We start from the raw sequence: 22,422 nt of genomic DNA on the forward strand, positions 1-22,422 counted from the left end.
ATCTAGTTCATTTTATACTTTTTCCAGCTCTACTTCTGGTATTTCAAATCGATAAAATTCATGATGCAATTCATCTCGGAAATGCTTCGGAGTAACACCGGTGTACTTTTTAAAGATTCTTGTAAAATAACTTTGGTTACAGAAGTGGAATTGCTCGGAGATCGAAGTAATACTTTTATTTGTATGTCGCAAATAATATTGGGATTCTTCTACTCTTCTAACATTTAAATATTCAACTAAAGTTATTCCAACATGTTCTCTAAAAATACGCGATAAATGACTCGTACTAATATGGAATTTTTGCGCAATACTCTCAACTGTTAAATCATTTTCGAGTTCATCATTTATGTACATAATCACTTTATTAACTGTTTGATGTCGGAATGTTGGTTGTTTACGATCTGCAATAAAATGAACATAAAAATCAATTAAATCATCTGCAAATTGTAGAAATTCAGCATCCTTCATTTTATTTTCAATCATATCTGCACAAGCTAAATTAAAGGCAAAGGCTTTTCTTGAAGGAACTTGATTATCCAATAATTTACGTGCAACGATTGATGAAAGAACAATAAAGTAATTCCGAACAATTTTGATTACTTGCCTGCCAAATCGTATCGAAAGTATATCGATCATTTCATGTAAAGATTTTTTTGCTTTTGCCGACTCTAAGTGAAAGACTTCAAATAACAGCTTAGATTCAATATTAAAGAAATCTTCAATCCCGTTATATTGATTTATACTGTCAATTTCTTGAAAGTACCTTTTAGAAATTGTTTCAGTTATTGAATGTTGATGTAGCTGCATAGAATACCCCATCTTTCTTCAGAATGCAAAATGCATAATTAATTTCCAATTTATAAGCATCATCAAAAAAGTGAGAAATAAAAATTATATCTTCAAAATAGAATAGAATTTTATTAATACTTTTCGCTATGTAATCATACCTTGTTACTTATTGAGTAGATTATGCTATAAATTTCATTTATATTATAAGATAAATGAGAATAAAGAATTAAATATGTTTAACTAAAGTGAATATTACCATAATTTCATATTTTTTCAACTCAATTTTTTGTTAAAAACTAGTAATGAATTGTTCTATAGAAGAAATACTATAGTTAATTTCTTATTAAATTACACAATTTTATTCTAAAAAATTTAAAAAGAGACAGAATAACAATATGAAATTTTTTGTTACTGAAAAATCCTTATTTATTCCACAATCTTCTCTATTTCAATTATTTAAATATGTAGTAAAATATATGTTATATTATAGTAAAATGTATACAAAAATGAGGTGTCATAAAGTGGATCCAAAACAAATTGAAGAGATCATGGATATTATTAAAGATTTCTTCCCAGAAAATACGTCAATTGCAGTGTCGGATACAAATGAATATTTGTATTATCAACCTAGTAAGAAAATAGATTTAAAAATTAAACCTGGTGACCCAGTAAAAGAAGGATCTGCAGCTCATAAAGCTCTTACATATGGCCAAAAAATCAATACTTATATCGAGCCTGATGTATTCGGAGTTCCTTATTATGGGATGAGTATTCCTTTAATTGAGGAAGGAGAAACAAAGGGTGCCATTACAGCTATCTTCCCTCAAAAGCCATCACCATTTTTAACAAACTATATTACAATTAAAATTGACGATTGTTGGTATCCAATTAAACACAACCAAGTAATTTATCTTGAAACACAATTGCGTAAAACATTTGTAAAAACAATGAACCGCGAAGGATACCACCGTTTAAATTTAAGTGACCTTGAACTGTTCCTAGCTCAAGATTCATTTATACGCTGCCATAGATCTTACATTGTAAATATCGATTATATTGATGAAATCCAACCGGATTCCCATTCCACTTTCCTATTGATTATGAAAGACGGAACAAGAATCCCTGTAAGCCAACGATATGCAAGTTATTTCCGTCGTTCATTAGGATTTTAAAAGTAAAAATTTGATTTACAACACCCTTTGACATCTTCAAAGGGTGTTTTGTATTTTTATACAATGCAAAATTCGGCATTTTTGTCTGTTAAAGCTCGATTTTTATCGAAAATTACATTTTTTTCTCTATTAATCGTTTTTTAAGCACTTTCATGCGTTTTTTGAAGAATTTGTGACATTTTGGTGTTATTATTATTTATACAAATTGAGTAATTACTCAACTAAATGTACAGAAAATTTTACAAAATTTTCTTTTTTTATGACTAACATATCTATTTAGGGGAGGATTTTTAATATGGATCCAAGAGTTGAGAAACGTTTAGGATTAAAACAATTAGCAAATAACGTCGTATCTGCTGAAGAAGCTGCAAAACTTATTTCTGATGGCGATGTAGTTGCAATGAGTGGTTTTACCCGTGCTGGAGATGCAAAAGTTGTACCAATGGCATTAGTAGAACGTGCTAAAAATGAAAAATTCAAAATTGACATTTACACTGGTGCATCTCTTGGTCCAGAAGTAGATAAGTATTTAGCAGAAGAAGGGGTTATTCGTAAACGTGGACCTTTCATTGCAGACCCAGGTATTCGTAACAAAATTAACTCTGGTGATGTTTTATATGTAGATGCTCACCTATCTCATAATGCTGAATTAGTTCGCCAAGGTATTATTGGCCCTATTAAATATTTAATTGTGGAAGCTGCTGCGATTACTGAAGATGGATTAATTATTCCTACAACTTCTGTAGGTAACTCACCTGTATTTGCTGAGTATGCAGAAAATATCATTGTTGAATTAAACATCTCTCACCCAGAGAGCCTTATCGGAATTCACGATATTTATGTTCCTGCACCACAAGGACAACGTGAACCAATTCCAATGACAGATGCTAAAACACGCATTGGTGAAATCGGTATCAAAGTTGATCCTGCGAAAATTAAAGCAATTGTTATTTCTGAAGAGCCTGATGCTCCTTCATTAATCGTACCACCAGACGAAGAAACTCAAACAATGGCTAACATTTTATTAGATTTCTTCCGTTCTGAAATTAAAGCTGGTCGTTTAACAAATAAATTAATGCCATTACAATCTGGTGTTGGTTCTGTAGCAAACGCAGTATTAGATGGCTTTGCAGACTCTGAATTCGAAGACTTAGTTGTAGCATCTGAAGTACTTCAAGATGCAGTATTTAACTTAATCGATGCTGGTAAAGTAAGCTTCGCAGCCGCAACATCGATTACAATTTCTGAAGAATTACAGAAAAAAGTCTACGGCAACCTTGAAAAATATGCTGATAAATTAGTTTTACGTCCACAAGAGATTTCAAACCACCCAGAAGTAATCCGTCGTCTCGGATTAATTTCTATTAATACTGCACTAGAATTAGATATTTACGGAAATGTAAACTCTACACATGTTAGCGGTACAAAAATGATGAACGGTATCGGTGGTTCTGGTGACTTTGCTCGTAACGCTCGTCTAGGCATTTTCGTAACAAAATCTTATGCAAAAGGCGGAGCAATTTCATCTATCGTTCCTATGGTATCTCACGTAGACCATACAGAACATGACGTTGACGTAATCGTAACTGAACAAGGTATTGCTGACCTACGTGGACTAGCTCCAAAGGAACGTGCAGCTTTAATTATTGAAAACTGTGCACACCCTGATTTCAAAGAACAATTATGGGATTATTACAACCGTGCTGTAGAAGCTACTGGTAATGCACAAACTCCTCATATTTTAGAGGAAGCACTTTCTTGGCATGTAAACCTTGCTAAAAATAAAACAATGAAAAAAGAAACAACAAACGCATAATATAAATAAAGGGTAGTTTCACTCCAAAGAGTGAAACTACCCTTTTTCCGTTCTTAATTAATGTACTGGTTTTTGATCACTTTCATTATAATAGGCAAGGGCTGTTTGACCTCCACCTTCTCCAATAAAGTTATTTTCTCGAATTTTTGTTGTATTAGCACTTGCTGGTGTTTCTGCAATCTCCTTTAACGATTGACCAGTTTGTCCATTCAATTGTTTAGAACCTAGAAGAGAACTTGCCTGGTTTTTCATATTATTAATGAATTTCATCGTTTTATCACGATTTTCCTTTTTACTTAAAAACGAAGCTGCCCCAGCTACTAATGCCGAAATTACAAAACCTTTTCCTCTTAATTTTGCCATTTATTATCCCTCCTGTTTTTTGTTATGCTATACTTTTCCCCAATTTTACTTTTTTAAAACTATTTATAAATGACTTAATAAAATTTATATAAATATATGAATATTCTTGAAAACATTTGAATATTTATATATAACAATTCTATTAATTCACCCTAAAATATCTTGCACTATTCAATAACAGCACTCCTACTTTTTAGTGAAATAACAAATTTACTCTAAAACCGATAAAAATGAATCGTGATTAAAGGAGGAATTTATGATGAATTTTCAAGATATTACTTATGACTGGAAAGAAATCAGCTCTATTTTCATTGTTTCCACTGTTTTAACTTTTTTCATCTATACTTTCACCAATGTGTATTAACTTTTAAAAAAAGGGCGTCAATAAGTATAAACTCTACTTATTGACACCCTTATGATTATGCCTTTACATCATTATAAGCGTCGCTTTTTTCGAAAGCCGCTACAACATAAGAACAAATGGCATTCATTTTTAAATTATTTTCTCTAGCATAGTCAGCAGCCTTATCGAGCAATTTTTTGGCAACCCCTTGACCACGTAGCACATCAGATACGTACGTATGGTTCATATCCATAATGTTATCATGCTCCGTCCACTCAATTTCTGCTAACTTTTCCCCTTCTTGTTCATACTCAAAAGCAAAATGTTTTGGACTTCTTTCTGCTAATTTAAAATCCATTTTCATCCCTCCCATTCGCTAAAAATATAACATAGTTGAGGGAATTTTGTAATATTTTCGCTTTCATTTCAATAGTTTTCTTCAAGCCACTATTTAAACCAAGAAGAAACCGTATCAATTAGATTATTAAAGAAGTTTTTCACACCATCCCAAAATCCTTCATCTTGCATCAATTCACCAAACTTTTCCTCAAATTTAGTAGTTAAATCAGATAATTGATCGGATAGTTTAGAGAAATCGATATCTAGTTTACTAATGCGATCCATTAAATCCACTAGTAACTGACGGTCTTGTTCGCTCAACTCAATATTTAGAGCTGCTAATTGGTCTTTTACAATTTGTTCTACTTCTTCTTTTGTAGTAGGGTTTAATTCAGCAATTTGTTGTTTAATACCTGTTAACAATTCAGCGATTTTCTCATCGCTAATATTGGCATTCTCTGCAATTTCCGTCGCTACTGATAACTCATCGTTTGCAACATCTGTACGTTCTGTATCTAATGTTTCCCCAGTTTTCACTTCATATGCTTTATAAATTCCCACTAATGCGGAATGGCCCGTAACCGGTTTTGGTGCAGCAATTTCCACTGTTGCATCTTCAATACCTGCTGTAAGCATTGCATTGGCATACATCTCTGAAGTTACTTCAGTTATATTATCCGGTGTAACAATGCTAATAACTAACCCTTTCCCTTCATCTTCCCGTGTAATTTTTGCGGAGGAATACATTCTAGAACTTGGGTTGCTATCACTAATATATTTCACTAAGTCCTCACCAGAAACGGTTATTTCATCTACCTCTGGATCTTTATCAACTTGTAATGCTTCTTTTACTAACGCTTTTTCATCTTCCGATAAATTTGCTCCATAAACTACAATGGGAACACCTAATTTTTCATTAATCGCATTTTGACTGTTATTCGCAGCAGCAAAGACATTCGTTGGAACAATCATCGTTACAAACAACGTAAATACCGCTACTATAGATAACCACTTTTGTTTCACTTTCATATCCCCTTTCAAAACAATCATCATATAAAAATGGATTGTTCTCCAATTAGTACGTTAGAGAACGTAAAAGGTTCCAAAGTAAACCTAATCTCCCTTTCTGTGATGACCATCCATTATATTATTCTAGTTTTGAAGTTATTAAATATGCTAAGTTTTTTTCCCTTTAATAAATATGCTGTGACAATTCGTTTTCGTCACAGCATACATGTTCGTTTTACATCATTTCTGTCCAACCGTCTTGTTGTTTTACTTTGCCTGCTTTCATTAAAGAACCAAGTGCTCTTTTAAATGCTCCTTTACTCATATGGAACATTTCTGTAATTTCTTCAGGCGTCGATTTATCTCCGAAGGGCATTTTCCCTCCTACACTTTGTAAATAGTCGTAAATTTTTTCTGCATCTTTACCAAGTCTTTCATGTTTGCGAGGTAGCATGGAACCGTTTAAAGAACCATCCTCCTTTACCGCAATGATGCGTACTTCTAATTCTTGACCAAGTCTTGGTTCAGCTTCCATTTCCGTATTATGTACGAAAATTCGATAAGGAGCGTCTATCCCAAGTAAAAATGAACCTACAGGCAATAAACGATAAGGACGGGCTTTTATATTTTTATTATGCATTTCGTCAAATGCGCCTTCATAAAGCTCATTTACTTTTTCCTCTGTTACTAACCGCCCAAATAAATCGCCATTTCGATCTGTACGAAGAGTTAAAAATAAATGATCGCCTACTTCTGGCCATAAATTGTCAATAGGAGGTAAGTCTTCTGCTTTTACTAGAACTTCTCTAGATGATCCGATATCAACAAAAGCCCCTTCCTTTGTCACTTTAATGACACGGGCCCAACCGTATTCACCTTGTAAGATAGTTGGAATGGCTGTTGTCGCCTGTAAATTACCTCGACGATCTGCATAAAGGAAAACTTTTAAACGTTCGCCAATACTTAAAGGACTTTGTACTTCAGAGCTATTTAAAGGAATTTCAATATGACCATCCGTTAATATCCATTTGGAACCTTGCTCTTCTAGTACGGTTAATTCCGTGACTTGACCTGATTTTAATTCGTTCAATTTCGTCTTTCCTTTCCACATACCAAAAGTCTTTAATTGCTTTATTATTCTTTCATTTCTTCTAACCTTTTAACTAACTGTTCATCTTCGTCCAATAGTTGTACTAAATCAGCAATGCGGTCGATTGAATTCCAACTTAAATGGTGTTCAATCCCTTCCACATCTTCATATATATGTTCCTCATCTACGCCAATTAGTCGTAAAAACTGTTCTAGCAACTCATGTCTTTTTACTAAACGTTTCCCTAGCTTTTCACCCTTCGTTGTTAGTGTAAGCCCTCTATACTTTTCGTATACTAAATAACCGTCTTTATCTAATTTTTGTACCATTTTTGTAACTGAGGAAGGAAGAACAGATAATGCTTCAGCTATGTCAGACACCCTCGCATATCCTTTACTTTCAATTAACAAATAAATTTGCTCGATATGATCCTCCATACTAGGTGTTGGCATAACAAGTCTCCTCACTTTCAAAATATCAGTTTCATTTTACTACAACCTATCTAAAAAGGTAACTTTAAAACTATAATAGACAGTTATATTATTGAAAATACTACTAAATACTTTCACTATATAAGCCAAAAATGCCCAATAAGCCTTATTAGACAAATTGGACATGCTAAATTTTATGGTGAGGTCTTTTACCAACATTATGGACCGATAATATAATTTGTTTATTAATTCGTTCCATTTTTTCAGGAGTTTTTAATAATTGAAACGCCTCTTCTCTAGCTGTGCTCGTTGATACATATACTGTTGGCAAATGATTTAGAACATCGGCCGCAATATCCATTTGGCAAAATTCGCAATGACAAAATGTTTGATATTCCGATCCGTGTAATATAAATCTAACAAGGCCCTGTACAATTTCTTCTGTGACGTTTACTAATATCGGCTTTGTCATAGACCTTTCTTCTACCACCCTTTATTATTTACAAATCGCTTCAAAACATTACTCATTAATAGTAACTGATGTTTTTTGAATGTCAACTATCTTAATAGGAATTTTTCACAACACTTTTCCTTTTACTAAGATGTTATTTCCAATCTAATTCTAAAAGAATTGGGCAATGATCACTTCCTAAAATGTGGGCATGTATGTCTGTATTTTGAACATATTCTACTAATCTATTAGAAACGATGAAATAATCAATACGCCATCCTATATTTCGTTCACGTACTTTATTCATATAGGACCACCAAGTAAAAGCATCATCTTGATCCGGATTAAAATGTCGATAGGAATCTGTAAAGCCTGATTGGAGTAAATTTGTCATTTTCCCCCGTTCTTCAAAGGTAAATCCAGAGTTTCCGACATTTGATTTCGCATTTTTCAAATCCTTTTCTTCATGGGCAACATTTAAATCACCACAGTAAATTACCGGTTTAATACGATCGAGCTGTTTCAAGTAATCTAGTAAATTATCTTCCCATTCTAATCTTTCTGATAGGCGGGCTAAATCCCGTTTAGAATTTGGCGTATACACATTAACTAAATAAAATTTTTCATATTCCAAAGTGATAATTCGACCCTCTGATTCTGTTTCTTGATCCCCTACGCCATATTTAATTGAAAGGGGCTCATGCTTCGTAAAAATCGCTGTGCCAGAATAACCTTTTTTCTCTGCATAGTTCCAATATTGATAATATCCTTCGAATGGTAATTCAATCTGACCGTCTTGACATTTTGTTTCTTGAATACAGAAAAAGTCTGCATCTACTTCATTAAAATAATCCACAAAGCCTTTTTTCACACATGCACGAATTCCGTTTACATTCCACGATATAAATTTCATTTTTAACCCTTTCTATGTAAGAAGGCGCCCATCATTAGAGAGGCGCCCAATAATCATTATTGTGTTCTTTCTTCACCGACAATTTTCACTTCTAATTCTAGATCAACACCAAACTTTTCTTTCACGACACGTTGTACCATTTGAATTGTTTGAATGTAATCCGTCGCTGTAGCATTTCCTTTATTAATGATAAAACCAGCATGTTTTGTTGATACTTCCGCATCGCCTACACCTTTACCTTGGAGCCCACTATCTTGAATTAATTTCCCTGCAAAGTAACCAGGTGGTCTTTTAAAGACACTTCCGGCAGATGGATATTCCAAAGGCTGTTTTGATTCACGCTTAAAGGTAAGGTCAGCAATTTTTTCATCAATTTCTTGTTGATTACCTTCTGCTAGTTGGAAATTGGAGGAAAGGACGAAGTATCCTTTTTGCGCAATAATACTCTTACGGTATCCCAATTCTAAGTCATCTTTACTTAGAACGATGCGCTCGCCTTCCTTCGTTAACACTGTACAATCAATTATAATATCCTTTATTTCGCCACCATATGCACCGGCATTCATCGCCATTGCTCCACCAACGGAACCTGGTATTCCACAAGCAAATTCAAAACCTGTTAAACTATTTGTTGCTGCAATACGGGAAACTTCTTTAATCAAAGCTCCACTTTGTGCATAAAGTCGGTTTCCTTCTACTCGGATTTCATCTAATTTAGTAAAAGACACAACAATTCCTCGTACACCCCCATCACGTACTACCATGTTAGAGCCATTCCCTAACATTAAAATCGGCACATTATGATTGTAGGCATATTTTACGATTTGTGCTGCCTCATCTTCTGTTTCAGGTAGGACAAATACATCTGCATTGCCCCCTAGTTTCGTCATTGTGTATTTCTTTAAAGATTCATTAATTTTAATATTATTTGGATTAACGATTTGAGCTAAATCTTTTGCCCATTGTTGAATTGTCATAAAAGCAAAGTCCTTTCTAACGTCATACTCTATATTAGTATGGGTAATCAAAAGCTTTTTGACAAGTAATACATCGTATCAATTTATCCAAATTTGTGACCATTTCTCGACTTCTCGGATTGCTCCTTCCAACGCTTTTCCTTTATCTGTAAGGGAATATTCCACACGTACTGGTACTTCTGTAAATACTTTCCTTTCAACTAACCCTTCTTTTTCCAATTCCTTCAAACGTTCTGAAAGGAGTCGACCACTTACAGGGAGAGCCGATTCTATTTCGTTAAAACGCTGTGAGCCGTCTAATAATTGATATAATATTAATGTCGTCCAACGTTTCCCTAATAACTCCATCGCCTTCGATAAACGAGGACAAATTGTCGTTTCTTTCAAGATTGTTCACCTTCCCTTTTACGACAGTAGCTACTCTGTAATTTTACTTTTTGGATGAACTGATCTATGAGCTTTCTTCTATATAGTATACCATTTTACCCTAACTTACGAAAAGTAACTTATATTTCCAAATAGAGGTTAAATTAAGTGTTATTATCTTTTCAACATGTGAAACTTTTATAAAAAAGGAACGTAATAAACATAAGATTTTTTCTTATTATGAAACAACAGCTCGAAATGTTTGGCGTTATTACTTCGAATCTCACTTCCATGATTTTATGTTTTAACATATGATTCTATTCATTTCGACAATGGGAAAGTTAGGGGGATGAATATGTATACAGGGGATATGTTTACTAGTTCTATCACATTTTTTATCATTGCTGGCTTTATCATCGTATTTGGGGTTATATTGTGGCAAATCACTTCAACTATTAAACAAAATGTTAACAATAATGCTGCACCAGTTTTGTCAGTTTCTGCACGAGTCATTGCAAAACGAACAGAAGTGAAAGGTGACCATTCCTATACTAGCTATTATGCAACCTTTGAAGTTGAAAGCGGTGATCGTATGGAATTTAAAATAACTGGTAAAGAATTTGGTCTACTTGCAGAAGGTGATGTAGGAATTCTTACGTTCCAAGGAACACGGTTGAAAAGTTTCGAACGAAATCGTTCATAAAAAACAAACCCGGCCATCATTTATGGTCGGGTTTGTTTTGAATATTATGCAGTTACTGTAGCTAATTTTTGTGCAGAAGCTTTAACGCGTTCCATACCTTCAGCAATAATTTCTTCTGCGCGGTTTGGTTCTGCGTTGTGACCTTCAATTACTACTTCGTCTAGAAGTTCCATACCAGCGATACCACTAAATACATTTTTAATGTAGTTAACTGACATTTCCATTGGCTGTGCTTCAGGAGCAGAGTAGTAACCTCCACGAGCGTTTAATACAACAAACTTTTTGTCAGTCATTAATTGAACCATTTGGCCTTCTGCATTATATTTGAACATGAATCCAGCAGCATATACATAGTCAATAAATGTTTGTAATTTAGCAGGGATTGTTAAGTTCCATAATGGGAAAGCAAGTACTACTACATCCGCAGCAGTTACTGCATCCATAGCCTTTTGTTTTGCAGCTAGAAGACGAGATTCTAATTCTGTTAACTCTTCACCATTTTGAACTTTACCGAATGCGTTGAAAAGTTCTTGTCCGAAGTACGGTGTATCTTCTTCAAATACGTCATAAACAGTAACGTTTAAACCTGCTACTTTTTTCGCTTCCTCTACATAAGTTTCGAACATTTTAGTTGAAACGCCATCTGGACGATTGTTTGCTTTAATTACTAATACATTAGTCATTCTATATAACTCTCCTTTAATCTCAATATTATGTATCTTGAAATCAAGACATAATGTCATCTTAAAGGAGATAAAATATTATTTCAATAAAACAGCACTCATACTTTTGACCGATTTTCTTGTTTAGTAGACTTACTATAAATCACATTGGCCATCTGTACATGTAGCGCCATTATCTCCAACCATTTTTAATTTTGGCTTTAAACCAGCCTCACTAGCAGCTTTAGAGATTGTTTGATCGAACAACTCTTGGGGTTGAGCACCCGAAATTCCATATTTGTTATCAATAACAAAGAATGGTACTCCGCGCACACCTATGCTTTGAGCTTCCATTATGTCTCTTTCTACGTCTTCTTCGAATTGATTACTATTTAATATTTCTTCTGCCTCTAAACGGCTTAAACCAACTTTTTCAACTAAATTTAATAATATTTCCCCTTTACCAATGGCAGCACCTTCTAAAAAGTAAGCTTGTAAAAGTTGCTCACTCAATTCAGCGCCCTTCCCTTTTGTCTCAGCCCACTTTGCTAATCGATGGGCGGCGTTTGTATTTGCTTCCTTCATAATGTCAAAATTATAATTTAGCCCAATTTCTTTTGCTCTCTCTGCAATATTTTTGGTCATATTTTTCGCCTGTTCTTCGGAAACATTATACTTTTTGGCTAATGCTGCATAGATGGATTGATCTGAATCAATTGGAGTCGTAGGATCTAATAAAAAGCTTTTTAGCTCCACTTCTATTTGTCCTTCATAACCTGAATCTTTAATCGCCTTTTCTAGTTGGCGTTTGCCAATATAACAAAATGGACAAACATAATCTGACCATACTTCTACTTTCATAGTGGACTCCTCCTTTTTTCCCATTGTACGAATATAATATTTTTCCCACAATTAATTTGCTCATTGAATATTGGATTGCTATTTACGGAATACTTATAAAAAATAAGCAAAATGGGGGCACATATGCAAAACTCTCTATGGTTAAAAGATAATGAATCACAACAATTATCCGAATTATCCACTTCTGTAGATTGCGATGTTTGTATTGTTGGTGGAGGACTTACAGGTATTTATTCAGCCTATTTGCTTGCTAAAAGGGGACTTAATGTTGTCTTACTGGAAGCAAAACCTTCCTTAGCAATTGGAACAACGGGGCATTCGACGGGAAAATTAACTCCACAGCATGGGGTTATCTACTCTAAATTAATAAAATCCTTTTCTGAAAATGAAGTGGCAACCTATTATGATGCAAATAAAAGTGCAATTGAAAACGCCCTTGAATACGCATCAAAAGATACATTTCAAAAAGCAGACTCATATTTATACGCCACTACAAATCAAGGACTGCAGACGATACAAGATGAATTTAATGCCTATAAAAAATTGAAAATACAAGGAATGGAATCAACGGATACCGAATTGCCCCTCTCTATTACTTCTGCTTTAAAAATGGAGGATACTTATCAAATTCATCCGACAAAGTTTGCGAATCATTTCGTTAACTTGGCCCAACAGGCCGGGGCATCGATTTATGTCAAAACCCGCGTGACGAAGGTTGTTCTCGATCAAAAATATGTGTTAACAGAAAAAGAAAATATCGTTACATTTAAAAAACTATTGTTATGTACCCATTACCCAATTGAATCTATTAGAGGGTTAGTAACAACAAAATTATCTATCGAACGTTCCTACTTACTCGCTTCAAAAACAAATGAATTATTAAAGGGACAATACTTATCCGTTGAAAATCCATCTCGTACGATACGTACTGCCTTAGTATCGAATACACCGTACTTTATTTATGGGGGTAGTAGCCATAAAGCTGGTACAAAAAAGGATACTAAATCCTATTACAAAACCCTTGAAGAGGAAATGAAATCCATTTTTCATTTATCCGATCCTCCATATTATTGGAGTGCTCAAGATCCGGATACGCCAGATTTAGTCCCGTATATTGGTCCCATAACTGAGGATGAGCCAAATATATTTATAGCAACCGGTTATCGAAAATGGGGACTATCCAATTCCCTCGTCGCAGGGGAAATTATATCAAGCTTAATCGCCCAAGAAAGGCATAGAGCCGCCGATATTTACAGTCCTTCAAGAGGACAATTTGGTAAAAACTTATTAAGGGCATTGAAAATAATTGGGTTTGTTACAACAAATTTAGCTGGTGGCTATTTAACTCGAATGGAAGCCCCAAAATGTACCCATCTAGGATGTAAAACTAGGTGGAATGAAGGAGATGAAACATGGGATTGTCCATGTCACGGTTCCAGGTTCGATAAAAATGGAGACGTTATTGAAGGACCAGCTGTCTATCCATTAAAAATTGATAAAGCAAAATAAAACCTCGAAGAAAATTTTCTTCGAGGTTTTATTCATTATAACGATTATAGTCCTTCCGTTAACACAGGAACAATTTGTTTTTTACGAGAAACAACACCCGGTAATTCGACTAAATTATTTACTAATTCTTTACCAAAGCTTTTCGCAGCAGCTTCCGCAGCATCCCCTACAACAACAGCTGTAGAATCATTGTTTAGAATATCTGTTACAACAAAGAAGAATAAGTTTAAGCCATTGTCAGCTACATTTTTATTTAATAAACTTACTAGCTCATCTTTACGATTTAATACGTCATTTACATCTACTACGTTTACTTGAGCTACTACTGATTTTACTTCACCAAAAGTAAATTCTTTCGCATCTAACGATAGTAAATCTTCTAGCGATTTATCTGAAAGGTCAGCTCCTGCTTTTAACATCGCTAAACCGTACTCATCTAAATTTACACCCGCTTTTTCAGCTAATTCTTTACCAGCTTGTACATCTTGTTCTGTGCAAGTTGGAGATTTGAATAATAATGTATCTGAAATAATAGCAGAAAGCATTAAACCTGCAACATTTGAAGGTACTTCTACATTATTTTCTTTAAAAATTTTATTTAAAATCGTAGCCGTACATCCTACTGGCTCTGCACGATAGTAAAGAGGATCCGAAGTTTCAAAATTTGCAATGCGATGGTGATCAATTACTTCTGTTACTTTTACTTCTTCAATGCCATCAGCTGATTGTTGGCGCTCGTTATGGTCTACTAAAATAACTTCCTTTGCTTCACTAGCAACATTTCCAATTAAACGAGGTGCTTCAAAACCAAATTTCTCTAAAGCATATTTCGTTTCATTGTTTACTTCGCCAAGTCGTACCGCTTCTGCTTCAACACCTAGTTGTTGTTTTAAATAAGCATAACTAAGTGCAGATGTAATTGTGTCTGTATCTGGATTTTTATGACCGAAAACTAATACTTTGCTCATTAAATGAGTCCTCCTATTTACAATGTTCATATTTATTCGATTTTATTTTATCATACCTAAGTTGGAATAGAAAAATAGAACATGAATGTCATTTCGAAAGAAAGAAGGTAATTGAATTTACACTCTCCACTATTGAATATGACGATCAACAAAGCGCATTCGTAAATGCCCCCGCAATTTACGAATACGCTTTACTTTGTACTACATACTGTTTGCCTTTTTTAAGTAGGAATCCTGTTGATTTGTTTTTTTATACTTTGTATATTGGCTTCTATTTTGTGCCACCATTCCTTCTACTAATGCATGGATTAAAGAATGGGATGCCATAATCGTCTCAGATGTTTCTTGTTTTTGACCCCCTACTTTAAATAAAACATCTACATAGTCATTAATAGGGGAAATGGTAGTATTCGTAATCGCAATAACTTTTACATTTTTATTTTTTGCTAATTGAATAGTAGTTAAATCATCCTCATGAATGCCATCCAATGCAATCAAAATTAAAAGAGACTCTTCATCCATAGCGCTAATTTGCTGCACAATATTATCAACATCATGTTCTATTTGCTTCACATGTTTACGATAATGACTTAACGTACAAGTGACAAAGCTAGCTGACGGAGAAGATTGTCTAAACCCTAGAACATACAAGTAGTTAGACTCATGCATTAGTCGAATTGCATATTCAAACTGTTTTTCATCGATAACATGTATCGTGTTCAAAATACTTTTAATATCGCGATTCATCACTTCGCTTAGAAAGTGTTCATGTTTCTTTGAAATAAGAGGATGTTCATATTCTAGTTTTCCCTCAGCTTTTAACAGATCCTCTTTAATTTTTTCCTGTAATTCTAAATAGCCCGATAAATCCATCGAATAACAAAAACGGATAACTGTCGACTCGCTAATTCCAATCTGCTTCCCTACATCTGAAGCTATATGAGTTGCTATAATATTTGGATTATCAATAACAAATTGAGCAACTTTTCGCTGCCCTCTAGAAAGTCTTATAAACCTTTTTTTAATCTCATCACAAAAGCTCATGGTAGCTTCATTTCCTCCTTTATATTATTTTTATTTTGTATACAAAATAGTTTGATAATTGATAGATTATCATTAACATTGATCGAATACAATGATTTTTCTGAAAAAACTTCAACGCTTTAAACGATAAAAGTTGAAAATTTTTCATATCCCACTACTATTCGACTTCCAAATTAAACAATTTAATTTTTATAAAATGACAAAAGAATAACTTTCCCAACATTTAAATACAACAAAAAAACTGATTCAAAGGTTGAAATGAACCTTGAATCAGTTTTTCCGTTAGTTATTCTAATTCTATTTGTTTCGTTTCTTTTCCTAAAAATAATACTGCTGCTACCCCAATTAAAATGGAGACGCAAAAAATTCCAAAAATAAATCCAATTTCATATTGTGCTTTTAGTAAGTATCCAACTAAAAGAGGACCAAAAATCCCACCGATACGCCCAACTGCTGCGGCCATTCCGGCTCCAGTCCCTCTTATGACCATTGGGTATTGCTCTGGTGTATAAGCATATAAAGCTCCCCATGCGCCTAAGTTAAAGAAGGATAATAAAATTCCAGATATTAATAATACTGTCACCGTTTCAGCATTACCGAACACATAAGCACTTGCTGCCGTTCCTATTAAGTACGTTACAAGGACAAATTTTCGTCCGAACTTTTCTACGAAATAGGCAGCTGTAAAATACCCGGGTAACTGGGCAATTGTCATAATAAGCACATATTTAAAGCTTGATATTAGATCAAACCCTTTTCCAACCATAACACTTGGTAGCCATAAGAACATTCCATAATAGGAAAAGACTACTGTGAACCAAAGAATCCAAAGCATCAGTGTAGAACGTGCATACTTCTTTTCCCAAACCCCTGCAATATTTTGTCGTATTGTACGACTTTTCGCTTCTGATCTTGCAGTAAATTGAGGAGAATCAGGTAAATGCATGCGAATATAAACTGCATAAAGCGCTGGAATAGCAGTTAAAATTAATGCAACTCGCCATCCTTCAATCGGCCAAAATTCAGCTGGAATAACAAAATAAGATATGATTGCTGCAATAAGCCAGCCTGCCGCCCAAAAACTTTCAAGTAATACAACTACACGACCTCTTTCTTTTGCTTCTACACTCTCTGAAACTAATGTAGAGGCAACTGGCAGTTCACCGCCGAGTCCCATCCCTACAAAAAATCTTAATAACATAAATGCGGCAAAAGTTGTTGTTAGAGCTGAGAGTCCGCTGGCAACGGAGAAGATAATCAATGTCCACATAAATATCTTCTTACGTCCTACTTTGTCAGCAAATACTCCAAATACTAAAGCCCCTACTGCCATCCCGATAGAGTTAATACTTCCAATCCACCCCATTTGTGAAGAGGATAAACCCCAATCAGCTGCAAGAGCCGCTATTACAAATGATAAAATCCCTACGTCCATTGCATCGAACATCCAACCTACACCTGCAACACCTAATAATTTGTTGCGTGAGATGGGTGTTGTATTTGAATTTTTACTCACTTAGTTTTCACCTGTCTTTACATTTGAATTTACACATTAACAATACCTTTTTTTTAATTGACTTACAAGATAAATTTAAAATATTTACATTTAGGTAAATTTCTCAATTTCTATTGAAAAATACATCAATATTGCGATAAAATGTCTCTTATAGAAAAACAACTGTTCATTCAGTGAGAACAAAAGGAGCAAATTCGATATGTGGAAAGGTCTTATTGAAGAATATAAATCATTTTTACCTGTTACCGAAAATACACCTTCGCTAACTTTAAATGAGGGAAATACCCCACTTATTCATTTAGTTAATTTGTCAAAAAAGTTAGGGATTGAGCTTTACGGTAAAATTGAAGGGGCAAACCCAACTGGTTCATTTAAAGACCGCGGTATGGTTTTTGCAGTAGCAAAAGCTATTGAGGAAGGGGCAAAATGTGTTATTTGTGCATCCACAGGGAATACTTCTGCTGCAGCGTCAGCTTATGCTGCCCGTGCTGGAATCCAGTCGATTGTCGTTATTCCTAAAGGGAAAGTAGCCCTTGGTAAATTAGCACAAGCATGTATGTATGGTGCTAAAATTATTGAAATCGACGGCAATTTCGATGATGCACTCGCCATTGTACGCCAATTAAGTGAAACGACTTCTGTTCAATTAGTGAACTCCGTCAACCCATATCGTATTGAAGGCCAAAAAACAGCTGCATTTGAAATTGTAGACAGTTTAGGACAAGCTCCTCAATATTTATGTATCCCTGTAGGTAATGCGGGGAATATTACCGCTTACTGGAAAGGTTTTAAAGAATATAATGAGGCAAAACACACTGGCTTGCCGAAAATGTATGGCTTTGAGGCAGAAGGTTCCGCAGCCATTGTCAAAGGAGAACCTATCTCCAATCCCGAAACTGTGGCAACGGCGATTCGTATCGGGAATCCGGCAAGTTGGAAATTGGCTGAGGCCGCTCGCGATGAATCTGGTGGTATAATCGATTCGGTAACAGATGAAGAAATATTAGAAGCTTATCAATTAATCGCTAGTACTGAAGGAATATTTGTTGAGCCGGGCTCTGCCGCTTCTTTAGCAGGTGTTATTAAATCGGTTAATAACGGGAAAATTGAGAAAGGAAGCCAGGTTGTTACAATATTTACAGGTAACGGATTAAAAGATCCGGATACTGCAATGAACGTTTCTAAAATTGATTTAGTATCCCTTCAAAACAATGAAGAAGAAATTCGCCAATATATCGAGGAGATTTTATGAGTAAAAAATGGCAAATCACTGTTCCAGGAAGCACCGCTAACTTAGGACCTGGATTTGATTCCATAGGACTTAGTTTATCTTTATATTTAAATTTAACCGTGTCCATTTCGGATAAGTGGGAAATTATTCACCTTTCTGACCACCTTCCACAAAATATCGTAATTGAAAACCATTTAATTTATGAAATTGCTTCGGAAACTGCGGCTCGGTTTAATAAAGAACTTCCACCTTGTCGTATCGAAATGAAAAGTGAATTACCTTTTGCAAGGGGTTTAGGTAGTAGTGCAGCGGCGATTGTTGCAGCGGTTGAGTTAGCAAATCTCGTTTGTCAGTTAAATTTATCAACCCAAGATAAATTAAACATCACTTCTCAATTTGAAGGACATCCTGACAATGCTACTGCATCAGTTCTTGGTGGTTTAACGATTTCAGCAATGGATGATTTCGGTCATGTGGATACAATCCATGTACAAGATTTAGAAGTCTCTTTTGTTGTATTTATACCTAATGTGGAACTAAAAACGTCCGATGCTCGGAAAGTATTGCCTGAAAAGTTCGACCGTCACTACGCCGTTCACGCTAGTGCCAACGCTAATATGCTAGCGGCATCTTTCATATCAAAGGATTATGAACGGGTAGGTTATTATATGGAGTCCGATCTTTTCCATGAACCATTCCGTGCCAAGTTGATTCCATTTTTTGATGAAATTCGAAATGCAGCAAAAAATGCTGGTGCTTATGGAACGGCATTAAGCGGAGCAGGCCCAACTGTTATTTCCATTATACCGACCGCTATTGAGGAAGCATTTATTTCCAAGATGAAAGAACTATTCCCCTCACTTGAAATTATTTTAACAAAAGCAGATGATCAAGGGATTTCAGTAACTGAAGTCATTGAGGATGTGCTCGCTTAATCGCAAACCCATTAATATAGATGTCCAATAATTCATATATATGAATTATTGGGCATCTTTTTCTATTTGAAAAGATGTTCAAAATAACCTAACTTCCGTACACCTCAAAATGAGGTAAGTCATTTCGTCGCATGTACTTAAATTCAATTGAAAGGAGTATCGAAATGAAAATTGGCATTATTGGGGCAACTGGAAAGGCGGGCAACAATATTTTAACCGAGGCAAGAATGCGACATCATGATGTGACAGCTATAGTCGCTAATAAAGAGAAATTAAAAAATCAACAACATATTCATATTATAGAAAAGGAAATGTTTAATTTAACTAGAAATGATTTAATTCAATTCGATGTTGTTGTAAATGCTTTACTTCCTTTACATGGAGAAGAACATTTACACATTGAATTTGGCCGGTTTCTCATCTCCCTTTTGGAAGGTAGCCAAACAAAGTTATTTGTAGTTGGTGGAGCAGGAAGTTTATTCATCGACGAAAGAAATACTAGACTCATCGATATTCCTGATTTTCCAGAAGAATATAAAACAATAGCTTTCCAACAGTTACAACATTTAATAGATTTGAAACAATCCTCGATAAAATGGACGTTTTTAAGCCCCTCCGCTCTATTTGACTCAGACGGACCAAGAACTGGCCATTACATTTTAGGCAAAGACCATCTCCTATTAAATTCCCAACATATTAGTTATGTAAGCTATGCAGATTATGCTGTAGCTGTTTTAGATGAATTAGAAAACCCGAAACACGAAAATCAGCGTTTTACAGTCGCTTCTGAGAACGCAACAATTAGTTCATAGTCAATTTCACTTTTTATAAATTAGAATGCCCTAAAAGCTATCCAAAGCTTTTAGGGCATTCATTCATTTTATGCTAACAATAACAAACTTAGCGCCATGACTGCCATACCGGCAACTAAACCATAAATCGATAAATGGGTTTCATCATATTTTTTAGCAGCTGGCAACAACTCGTCTAACGATATAAACACCATTATTCCTGCAACTGCTGCAAAAATAATACCAAACATCGTATCCGTTAAAAACGGCATTAATATTAAATAAGCTACAACAGCTCCAATTGGTTCTGCTAACCCTGAAAGGAATGACAATTTAAATGACTTTTTTCGGTTTCCAGTCGCGAAATAAATTGGGACGGCAACAGCTATTCCCTCTGGAATATTGTGTATCGCTACAGCTATCGCAATGGCTACCCCGACACTTGGATCTTGAATGGCCGACATAAATGTTGCGATACCTTCTGGAAAATTATGAATAGCTATAGCTAACGCAGTAAAAACTCCCATTTTCATTAGCTTTTGTTCATCTATTACTTTAGAATTCAATTCCGCTTCATGGACATCTTCTACAGTTTTCACTTCATGAGGATTATTTTTCTTTGGAATGAAACGGTCTATTAATGCGATAAACACCATTCCCCCAAAGAAGCCTATGACCGTCATCCAATACCCTTCCGTTTCACCTAAAGAAGTCGTTAACGCATCTTTCGCCTTAACAAAAATTTCAACTAAAGAGACATAAATCATAACACCTGCAGAAAACCCTAATGCAACGGATAGGAACTTCTTATTTGTTCTTGATGTAAAAAATGCAATTAAAGCCCCCAATCCGGTAGCTAACCCAGCAAATAGTGTTAAACCTAAAGCTAAAAGTACGTTTCCATCCATTTTACTTTGTCGTCTCCTCTTATCATTTAATAATTGTATTATACACTAAAAGTTTCCCTAGTGAAACTTTTTTCACCTTGGTTATATATTATTCACAAAGAAAACTTTTATGCAAAAAAATAACACCTAGTTAGGTGTTATTTATTAGCTTATTAAATTTTCTTTTACTTTGTTCATACCAAAATACACAAAGGACAAACCAAGTGTATCCAAGACTCCACCCTGCAATGACATCAGAGCCAAAATGACGACTTTCTGCGATGCGGGATAGACCAATAAGGAAGGAAAGAATAATCGCAATAACCCAAACAATTCTACTTTTTTTACTATTTCCTACCCATTCCTCTACTAAATAAGCGATTGTGAATAAATAAAGCAAAGAGAGCATAGCATGTCCCGACGGAAAACTAAATGTGGACAATTGATCAACTATTTCTGGTCGAGGCCGTTCAATCCATTTTTTCACTAATTGATTTAACACATTTCCAGCTGCTATCGTTAGTAGTACAAAAATCATCCCATGATAATTTCGTTCCTTTAACCAAAGTACGATTAGTAATAGTAAACCTATTGAAATAACAAACCATGTATCACCAATATAATGAAAGGCAGTGATAAATACGTTCCCACCAAAAAGTTCAGCTAATGTGTTATCTAGTTGTTGAATACATTCTGAATCAAAACTCAACAACAAGGCAAGAAATATAAAAAATGTAACTCCTGCTAAAATATAATTCCATGGTTTCAACATGTATTCCACCTTTGTAAAAACACTATATTATTTAACATATTTAATTACATATTACTCTATGCAATCCAATTGTTGTTACGAAAAAATAAAAAAACCTCGACAAGTCGTCAAGGTTCTGAAAGTTATTGTACGTAATATAAACTATTGGCTGATTCAATAATATAGTCTGGTTTTGGCTGGCCAATTTTAGCTTTGTGGCCCGCTATATGTTCGGGACTCTTCTCCCAGCCTTTCCAAGCTTCTTCTGATTCCCAGCGTACCATAATGATGACTTCTTCATCACCACGACGGGATTTTTTCACTAACACTTCTTTACCGATAAAACCAGGTTGTTGTTCCATTAAAGATGGGCCATCCTTTTTAGCACCAAAACGGTCAATAATTTTTTGGGCATTTCCTTCAGCAACAACAAAACGTTTCATTTGAACAAACATTCTCATACCTCCCGAGAGAAAAAGCTGTCCTACTATCAGGACAGCTTAATT

At 34.8% G+C, this 22,422-nt stretch carries 25 protein-coding genes; 7 read left to right on the top strand and 18 right to left on the bottom strand.

What is annotated here, in order from left to right; genetic code table 11:
- Positions 1 to 12: 12 nt before the first annotated feature.
- Positions 13 to 807, bottom strand: a complete 795-nt coding sequence (locus tag MHH69_RS16775; RefSeq protein WP_122972911.1) for a helix-turn-helix transcriptional regulator — start codon at positions 805 to 807, stop codon at positions 13 to 15.
- Between the two features lie 503 nt (positions 808 to 1,310).
- Here MHH69_RS16775 and MHH69_RS16780 point away from each other — a divergent pair.
- Both MHH69_RS16780 and MHH69_RS16785 read left to right on the top strand, forming a co-directional pair.
- Positions 1,311 to 1,961 (top strand): LytTR family DNA-binding domain-containing protein, encoded by a 651-nt coding sequence (locus MHH69_RS16780; RefSeq protein ID WP_122972937.1) that lies wholly within the window; start codon positions 1,311 to 1,313, stop codon positions 1,959 to 1,961.
- Between the two features lie 295 nt (positions 1,962 to 2,256).
- Positions 2,257 to 3,777 carry a succinate CoA transferase gene (locus MHH69_RS16785; protein WP_341362790.1) on the top strand — a complete coding sequence of 507 codons (1,521 nt, stop codon included), beginning with the start codon at positions 2,257 to 2,259 and terminating at the stop codon, positions 3,775 to 3,777.
- A gap of 57 nt (positions 3,778 to 3,834) precedes the next feature.
- Here the strand turns inward: MHH69_RS16785 and MHH69_RS16790 are convergent, their stop codons facing one another.
- The 9 genes from MHH69_RS16790 to MHH69_RS16830 all read right to left on the bottom strand — a co-directional run bounded on the left by MHH69_RS16790 (position 3,835) and on the right by MHH69_RS16830 (position 10,079).
- Entirely contained in the window at positions 3,835 to 4,140 is a 306-nt protein-coding gene (locus MHH69_RS16790) for a hypothetical protein (RefSeq protein WP_341362791.1), read from the bottom strand.
- A gap of 419 nt (positions 4,141 to 4,559) precedes the next feature.
- A complete protein-coding gene (locus MHH69_RS16795; RefSeq protein WP_122973693.1) occupies positions 4,560 to 4,841 on the bottom strand; it encodes a GNAT family N-acetyltransferase in 282 nt (93 codons plus the stop codon).
- 89 nt (positions 4,842 to 4,930) lie between these two features.
- Positions 4,931 to 5,794, bottom strand: a complete 864-nt coding sequence (locus MHH69_RS16800) for a DUF1002 domain-containing protein (protein ID WP_341362992.1) — start codon at positions 5,792 to 5,794, stop codon at positions 4,931 to 4,933.
- Between the two features lie 271 nt (positions 5,795 to 6,065).
- A complete protein-coding gene (locus tag MHH69_RS16805; protein ID WP_341362792.1) occupies positions 6,066 to 6,920 on the bottom strand; it encodes a CvfB family protein in 855 nt (284 codons plus the stop codon).
- 44 nt (positions 6,921 to 6,964) lie between these two features.
- The gene (mntR, locus tag MHH69_RS16810; RefSeq protein ID WP_122973691.1) at positions 6,965 to 7,372 is read right to left on the bottom strand and encodes a transcriptional regulator MntR; all 408 of its coding nucleotides are present in this window, start codon (positions 7,370 to 7,372) and stop codon (positions 6,965 to 6,967) included.
- A gap of 166 nt (positions 7,373 to 7,538) precedes the next feature.
- Positions 7,539 to 7,823, bottom strand: coding sequence for a late competence development ComFB family protein (locus MHH69_RS16815; RefSeq protein ID WP_122973690.1), 285 nt, complete (start codon positions 7,821 to 7,823; stop codon positions 7,539 to 7,541).
- A 133-nt stretch (positions 7,824 to 7,956) separates the two neighbouring features.
- Entirely contained in the window at positions 7,957 to 8,715 is a 759-nt protein-coding gene (locus MHH69_RS16820; protein WP_122973689.1) for an exodeoxyribonuclease III, read from the bottom strand.
- A gap of 56 nt (positions 8,716 to 8,771) precedes the next feature.
- Complete coding sequence (gene murB, locus MHH69_RS16825; RefSeq protein WP_122973688.1) at positions 8,772 to 9,692, bottom strand: UDP-N-acetylmuramate dehydrogenase; 921 nt, start codon at positions 9,690 to 9,692, stop codon at positions 8,772 to 8,774.
- Between the two features lie 78 nt (positions 9,693 to 9,770).
- A complete protein-coding gene (locus MHH69_RS16830; protein ID WP_122973687.1) occupies positions 9,771 to 10,079 on the bottom strand; it encodes a winged helix-turn-helix transcriptional regulator in 309 nt (102 codons plus the stop codon).
- A 334-nt stretch (positions 10,080 to 10,413) separates the two neighbouring features.
- Between MHH69_RS16830 and MHH69_RS16835 the strand changes: the two genes are divergently transcribed.
- A complete protein-coding gene (locus tag MHH69_RS16835) occupies positions 10,414 to 10,761 on the top strand; it encodes a DUF2500 domain-containing protein (protein ID WP_122973686.1) in 348 nt (115 codons plus the stop codon).
- Positions 10,762 to 10,805: 44 nt separating this feature from the next.
- Here MHH69_RS16835 and MHH69_RS16840 read toward each other — a convergent pair whose 3' ends face one another.
- Together MHH69_RS16840 and MHH69_RS16845 are read right to left on the bottom strand one after the other, a co-directional pair.
- The gene (locus MHH69_RS16840) at positions 10,806 to 11,444 is read right to left on the bottom strand and encodes an FMN-dependent NADH-azoreductase (RefSeq protein ID WP_122973743.1); all 639 of its coding nucleotides are present in this window, start codon (positions 11,442 to 11,444) and stop codon (positions 10,806 to 10,808) included.
- Between the two features lie 135 nt (positions 11,445 to 11,579).
- Positions 11,580 to 12,284, bottom strand: coding sequence for a DsbA family oxidoreductase (locus tag MHH69_RS16845; RefSeq protein ID WP_122973744.1), 705 nt, complete (start codon positions 12,282 to 12,284; stop codon positions 11,580 to 11,582).
- A gap of 123 nt (positions 12,285 to 12,407) precedes the next feature.
- On the opposite strand from MHH69_RS16845, the gene MHH69_RS16850 reads away from it, so the two are divergent.
- A complete protein-coding gene (locus MHH69_RS16850; RefSeq protein ID WP_341362793.1) occupies positions 12,408 to 13,793 on the top strand; it encodes an FAD-dependent oxidoreductase in 1,386 nt (461 codons plus the stop codon).
- 44 nt (positions 13,794 to 13,837) lie between these two features.
- Here MHH69_RS16850 and MHH69_RS16855 read toward each other — a convergent pair whose 3' ends face one another.
- The 3 genes from MHH69_RS16855 to MHH69_RS16865 form a co-directional block, all read right to left on the bottom strand.
- A complete protein-coding gene (locus MHH69_RS16855) occupies positions 13,838 to 14,761 on the bottom strand; it encodes a manganese-dependent inorganic pyrophosphatase (protein WP_341362794.1) in 924 nt (307 codons plus the stop codon).
- Between the two features lie 201 nt (positions 14,762 to 14,962).
- A complete protein-coding gene (locus MHH69_RS16860; RefSeq protein WP_122972102.1) occupies positions 14,963 to 15,805 on the bottom strand; it encodes a MurR/RpiR family transcriptional regulator in 843 nt (280 codons plus the stop codon).
- A 286-nt stretch (positions 15,806 to 16,091) separates the two neighbouring features.
- Positions 16,092 to 17,252, bottom strand: a complete 1,161-nt coding sequence (locus MHH69_RS16865) for an MFS transporter (RefSeq protein ID WP_341362993.1) — start codon at positions 17,250 to 17,252, stop codon at positions 16,092 to 16,094.
- A 268-nt stretch (positions 17,253 to 17,520) separates the two neighbouring features.
- Here MHH69_RS16865 and thrC point away from each other — a divergent pair, with 268 nt between their 5' ends.
- The 3 genes from thrC (at position 17,521) to MHH69_RS16880 (ending at position 20,299) form a co-directional block, all read left to right on the top strand.
- Entirely contained in the window at positions 17,521 to 18,573 is a 1,053-nt protein-coding gene (gene thrC / locus MHH69_RS16870; protein ID WP_122972103.1) for a threonine synthase, read from the top strand.
- On the top strand, positions 18,570 to 19,487 hold the full coding sequence (gene thrB / locus MHH69_RS16875) for a homoserine kinase (RefSeq protein WP_122972104.1): 918 nt from the start codon (positions 18,570 to 18,572) through the stop codon (positions 19,485 to 19,487). The genes thrC and thrB overlap by 4 nt, the downstream gene beginning before the upstream one ends.
- Before the next feature lie 164 nt (positions 19,488 to 19,651).
- Complete coding sequence (locus MHH69_RS16880; RefSeq protein ID WP_122972105.1) at positions 19,652 to 20,299, top strand: NAD(P)-dependent oxidoreductase; 648 nt, start codon at positions 19,652 to 19,654, stop codon at positions 20,297 to 20,299.
- A 68-nt stretch (positions 20,300 to 20,367) separates the two neighbouring features.
- Here the strand turns inward: MHH69_RS16880 and zupT are convergent, their stop codons facing one another.
- The 3 genes from zupT to MHH69_RS16895 all read right to left on the bottom strand — a co-directional run bounded on the left by zupT (position 20,368) and on the right by MHH69_RS16895 (position 22,371).
- A complete protein-coding gene (gene zupT, locus MHH69_RS16885; RefSeq protein WP_122972106.1) occupies positions 20,368 to 21,186 on the bottom strand; it encodes a zinc transporter ZupT in 819 nt (272 codons plus the stop codon).
- Positions 21,187 to 21,316: 130 nt separating this feature from the next.
- Positions 21,317 to 21,934 (bottom strand): phosphatase PAP2 family protein, encoded by a 618-nt coding sequence (locus MHH69_RS16890; protein WP_341362795.1) that lies wholly within the window; start codon positions 21,932 to 21,934, stop codon positions 21,317 to 21,319.
- A 125-nt stretch (positions 21,935 to 22,059) separates the two neighbouring features.
- On the bottom strand, positions 22,060 to 22,371 hold the full coding sequence (locus MHH69_RS16895; RefSeq protein ID WP_122972107.1) for an antibiotic biosynthesis monooxygenase family protein: 312 nt from the start codon (positions 22,369 to 22,371) through the stop codon (positions 22,060 to 22,062).
- Between the last annotated feature and the right edge of the window lie 51 nt (positions 22,372 to 22,422).

It is taken from the genome of Ureibacillus sp. FSL E2-3493 (genome assembly GCF_038077515.1).
In the GTDB taxonomy this organism is placed as follows: domain Bacteria; phylum Bacillota; class Bacilli; order Bacillales_A; family Planococcaceae; genus Ureibacillus; species Ureibacillus halotolerans.

Bases quoted from the DNA above. Each gene is read 5' to 3' on its own strand.
- MHH69_RS16775 (WP_122972911.1), bottom strand. From the start codon at position 807: ATGCAGCTACATCAACATTCAATAACTGAAACAATTTCTAAAAGGTAC.
- MHH69_RS16785 (WP_341362790.1), top strand. From the start codon at position 2,257: ATGGATCCAAGAGTTGAGAAACGTTTAGGATTAAAACAATTAGCAAAT.
- MHH69_RS16845 (WP_122973744.1), bottom strand. From the start codon at position 12,284: ATGAAAGTAGAAGTATGGTCAGATTATGTTTGTCCATTTTGTTATATT.
- MHH69_RS16840 (WP_122973743.1), bottom strand. From the start codon at position 11,444: ATGACTAATGTATTAGTAATTAAAGCAAACAATCGTCCAGATGGCGTT.
- MHH69_RS16800 (WP_341362992.1), bottom strand. From the start codon at position 5,794: ATGATTGTTCCAACGAATGTCTTTGCTGCTGCGAATAACAGTCAAAAT.
- thrC (WP_122972103.1), top strand. From the start codon at position 17,521: ATGTGGAAAGGTCTTATTGAAGAATATAAATCATTTTTACCTGTTACC.
- zupT (WP_122972106.1), bottom strand. From the start codon at position 21,186: ATGGATGGAAACGTACTTTTAGCTTTAGGTTTAACACTATTTGCTGGG.
- thrB (WP_122972104.1), top strand. From the start codon at position 18,570: ATGAGTAAAAAATGGCAAATCACTGTTCCAGGAAGCACCGCTAACTTA.
- MHH69_RS16865 (WP_341362993.1), bottom strand. From the start codon at position 17,252: ATGTTCGATGCAATGGACGTAGGGATTTTATCATTTGTAATAGCGGCT.
- MHH69_RS16855 (WP_341362794.1), bottom strand. From the start codon at position 14,761: ATGAGCAAAGTATTAGTTTTCGGTCATAAAAATCCAGATACAGACACA.
- MHH69_RS16835 (WP_122973686.1), top strand. From the start codon at position 10,414: ATGTATACAGGGGATATGTTTACTAGTTCTATCACATTTTTTATCATT.
- mntR (WP_122973691.1), bottom strand. From the start codon at position 7,372: ATGCCAACACCTAGTATGGAGGATCATATCGAGCAAATTTATTTGTTA.
- MHH69_RS16820 (WP_122973689.1), bottom strand. From the start codon at position 8,715: ATGAAATTTATATCGTGGAATGTAAACGGAATTCGTGCATGTGTGAAA.
- MHH69_RS16795 (WP_122973693.1), bottom strand. From the start codon at position 4,841: ATGGATTTTAAATTAGCAGAAAGAAGTCCAAAACATTTTGCTTTTGAG.
- MHH69_RS16860 (WP_122972102.1), bottom strand. From the start codon at position 15,805: ATGAGCTTTTGTGATGAGATTAAAAAAAGGTTTATAAGACTTTCTAGA.
- MHH69_RS16880 (WP_122972105.1), top strand. From the start codon at position 19,652: ATGAAAATTGGCATTATTGGGGCAACTGGAAAGGCGGGCAACAATATT.
- MHH69_RS16790 (WP_341362791.1), bottom strand. From the start codon at position 4,140: ATGGCAAAATTAAGAGGAAAAGGTTTTGTAATTTCGGCATTAGTAGCT.
- murB (WP_122973688.1), bottom strand. From the start codon at position 9,692: ATGACAATTCAACAATGGGCAAAAGATTTAGCTCAAATCGTTAATCCA.
- MHH69_RS16895 (WP_122972107.1), bottom strand. From the start codon at position 22,371: ATGTTTGTTCAAATGAAACGTTTTGTTGTTGCTGAAGGAAATGCCCAA.
- MHH69_RS16815 (WP_122973690.1), bottom strand. From the start codon at position 7,823: ATGACAAAGCCGATATTAGTAAACGTCACAGAAGAAATTGTACAGGGC.
- MHH69_RS16850 (WP_341362793.1), top strand. From the start codon at position 12,408: ATGCAAAACTCTCTATGGTTAAAAGATAATGAATCACAACAATTATCC.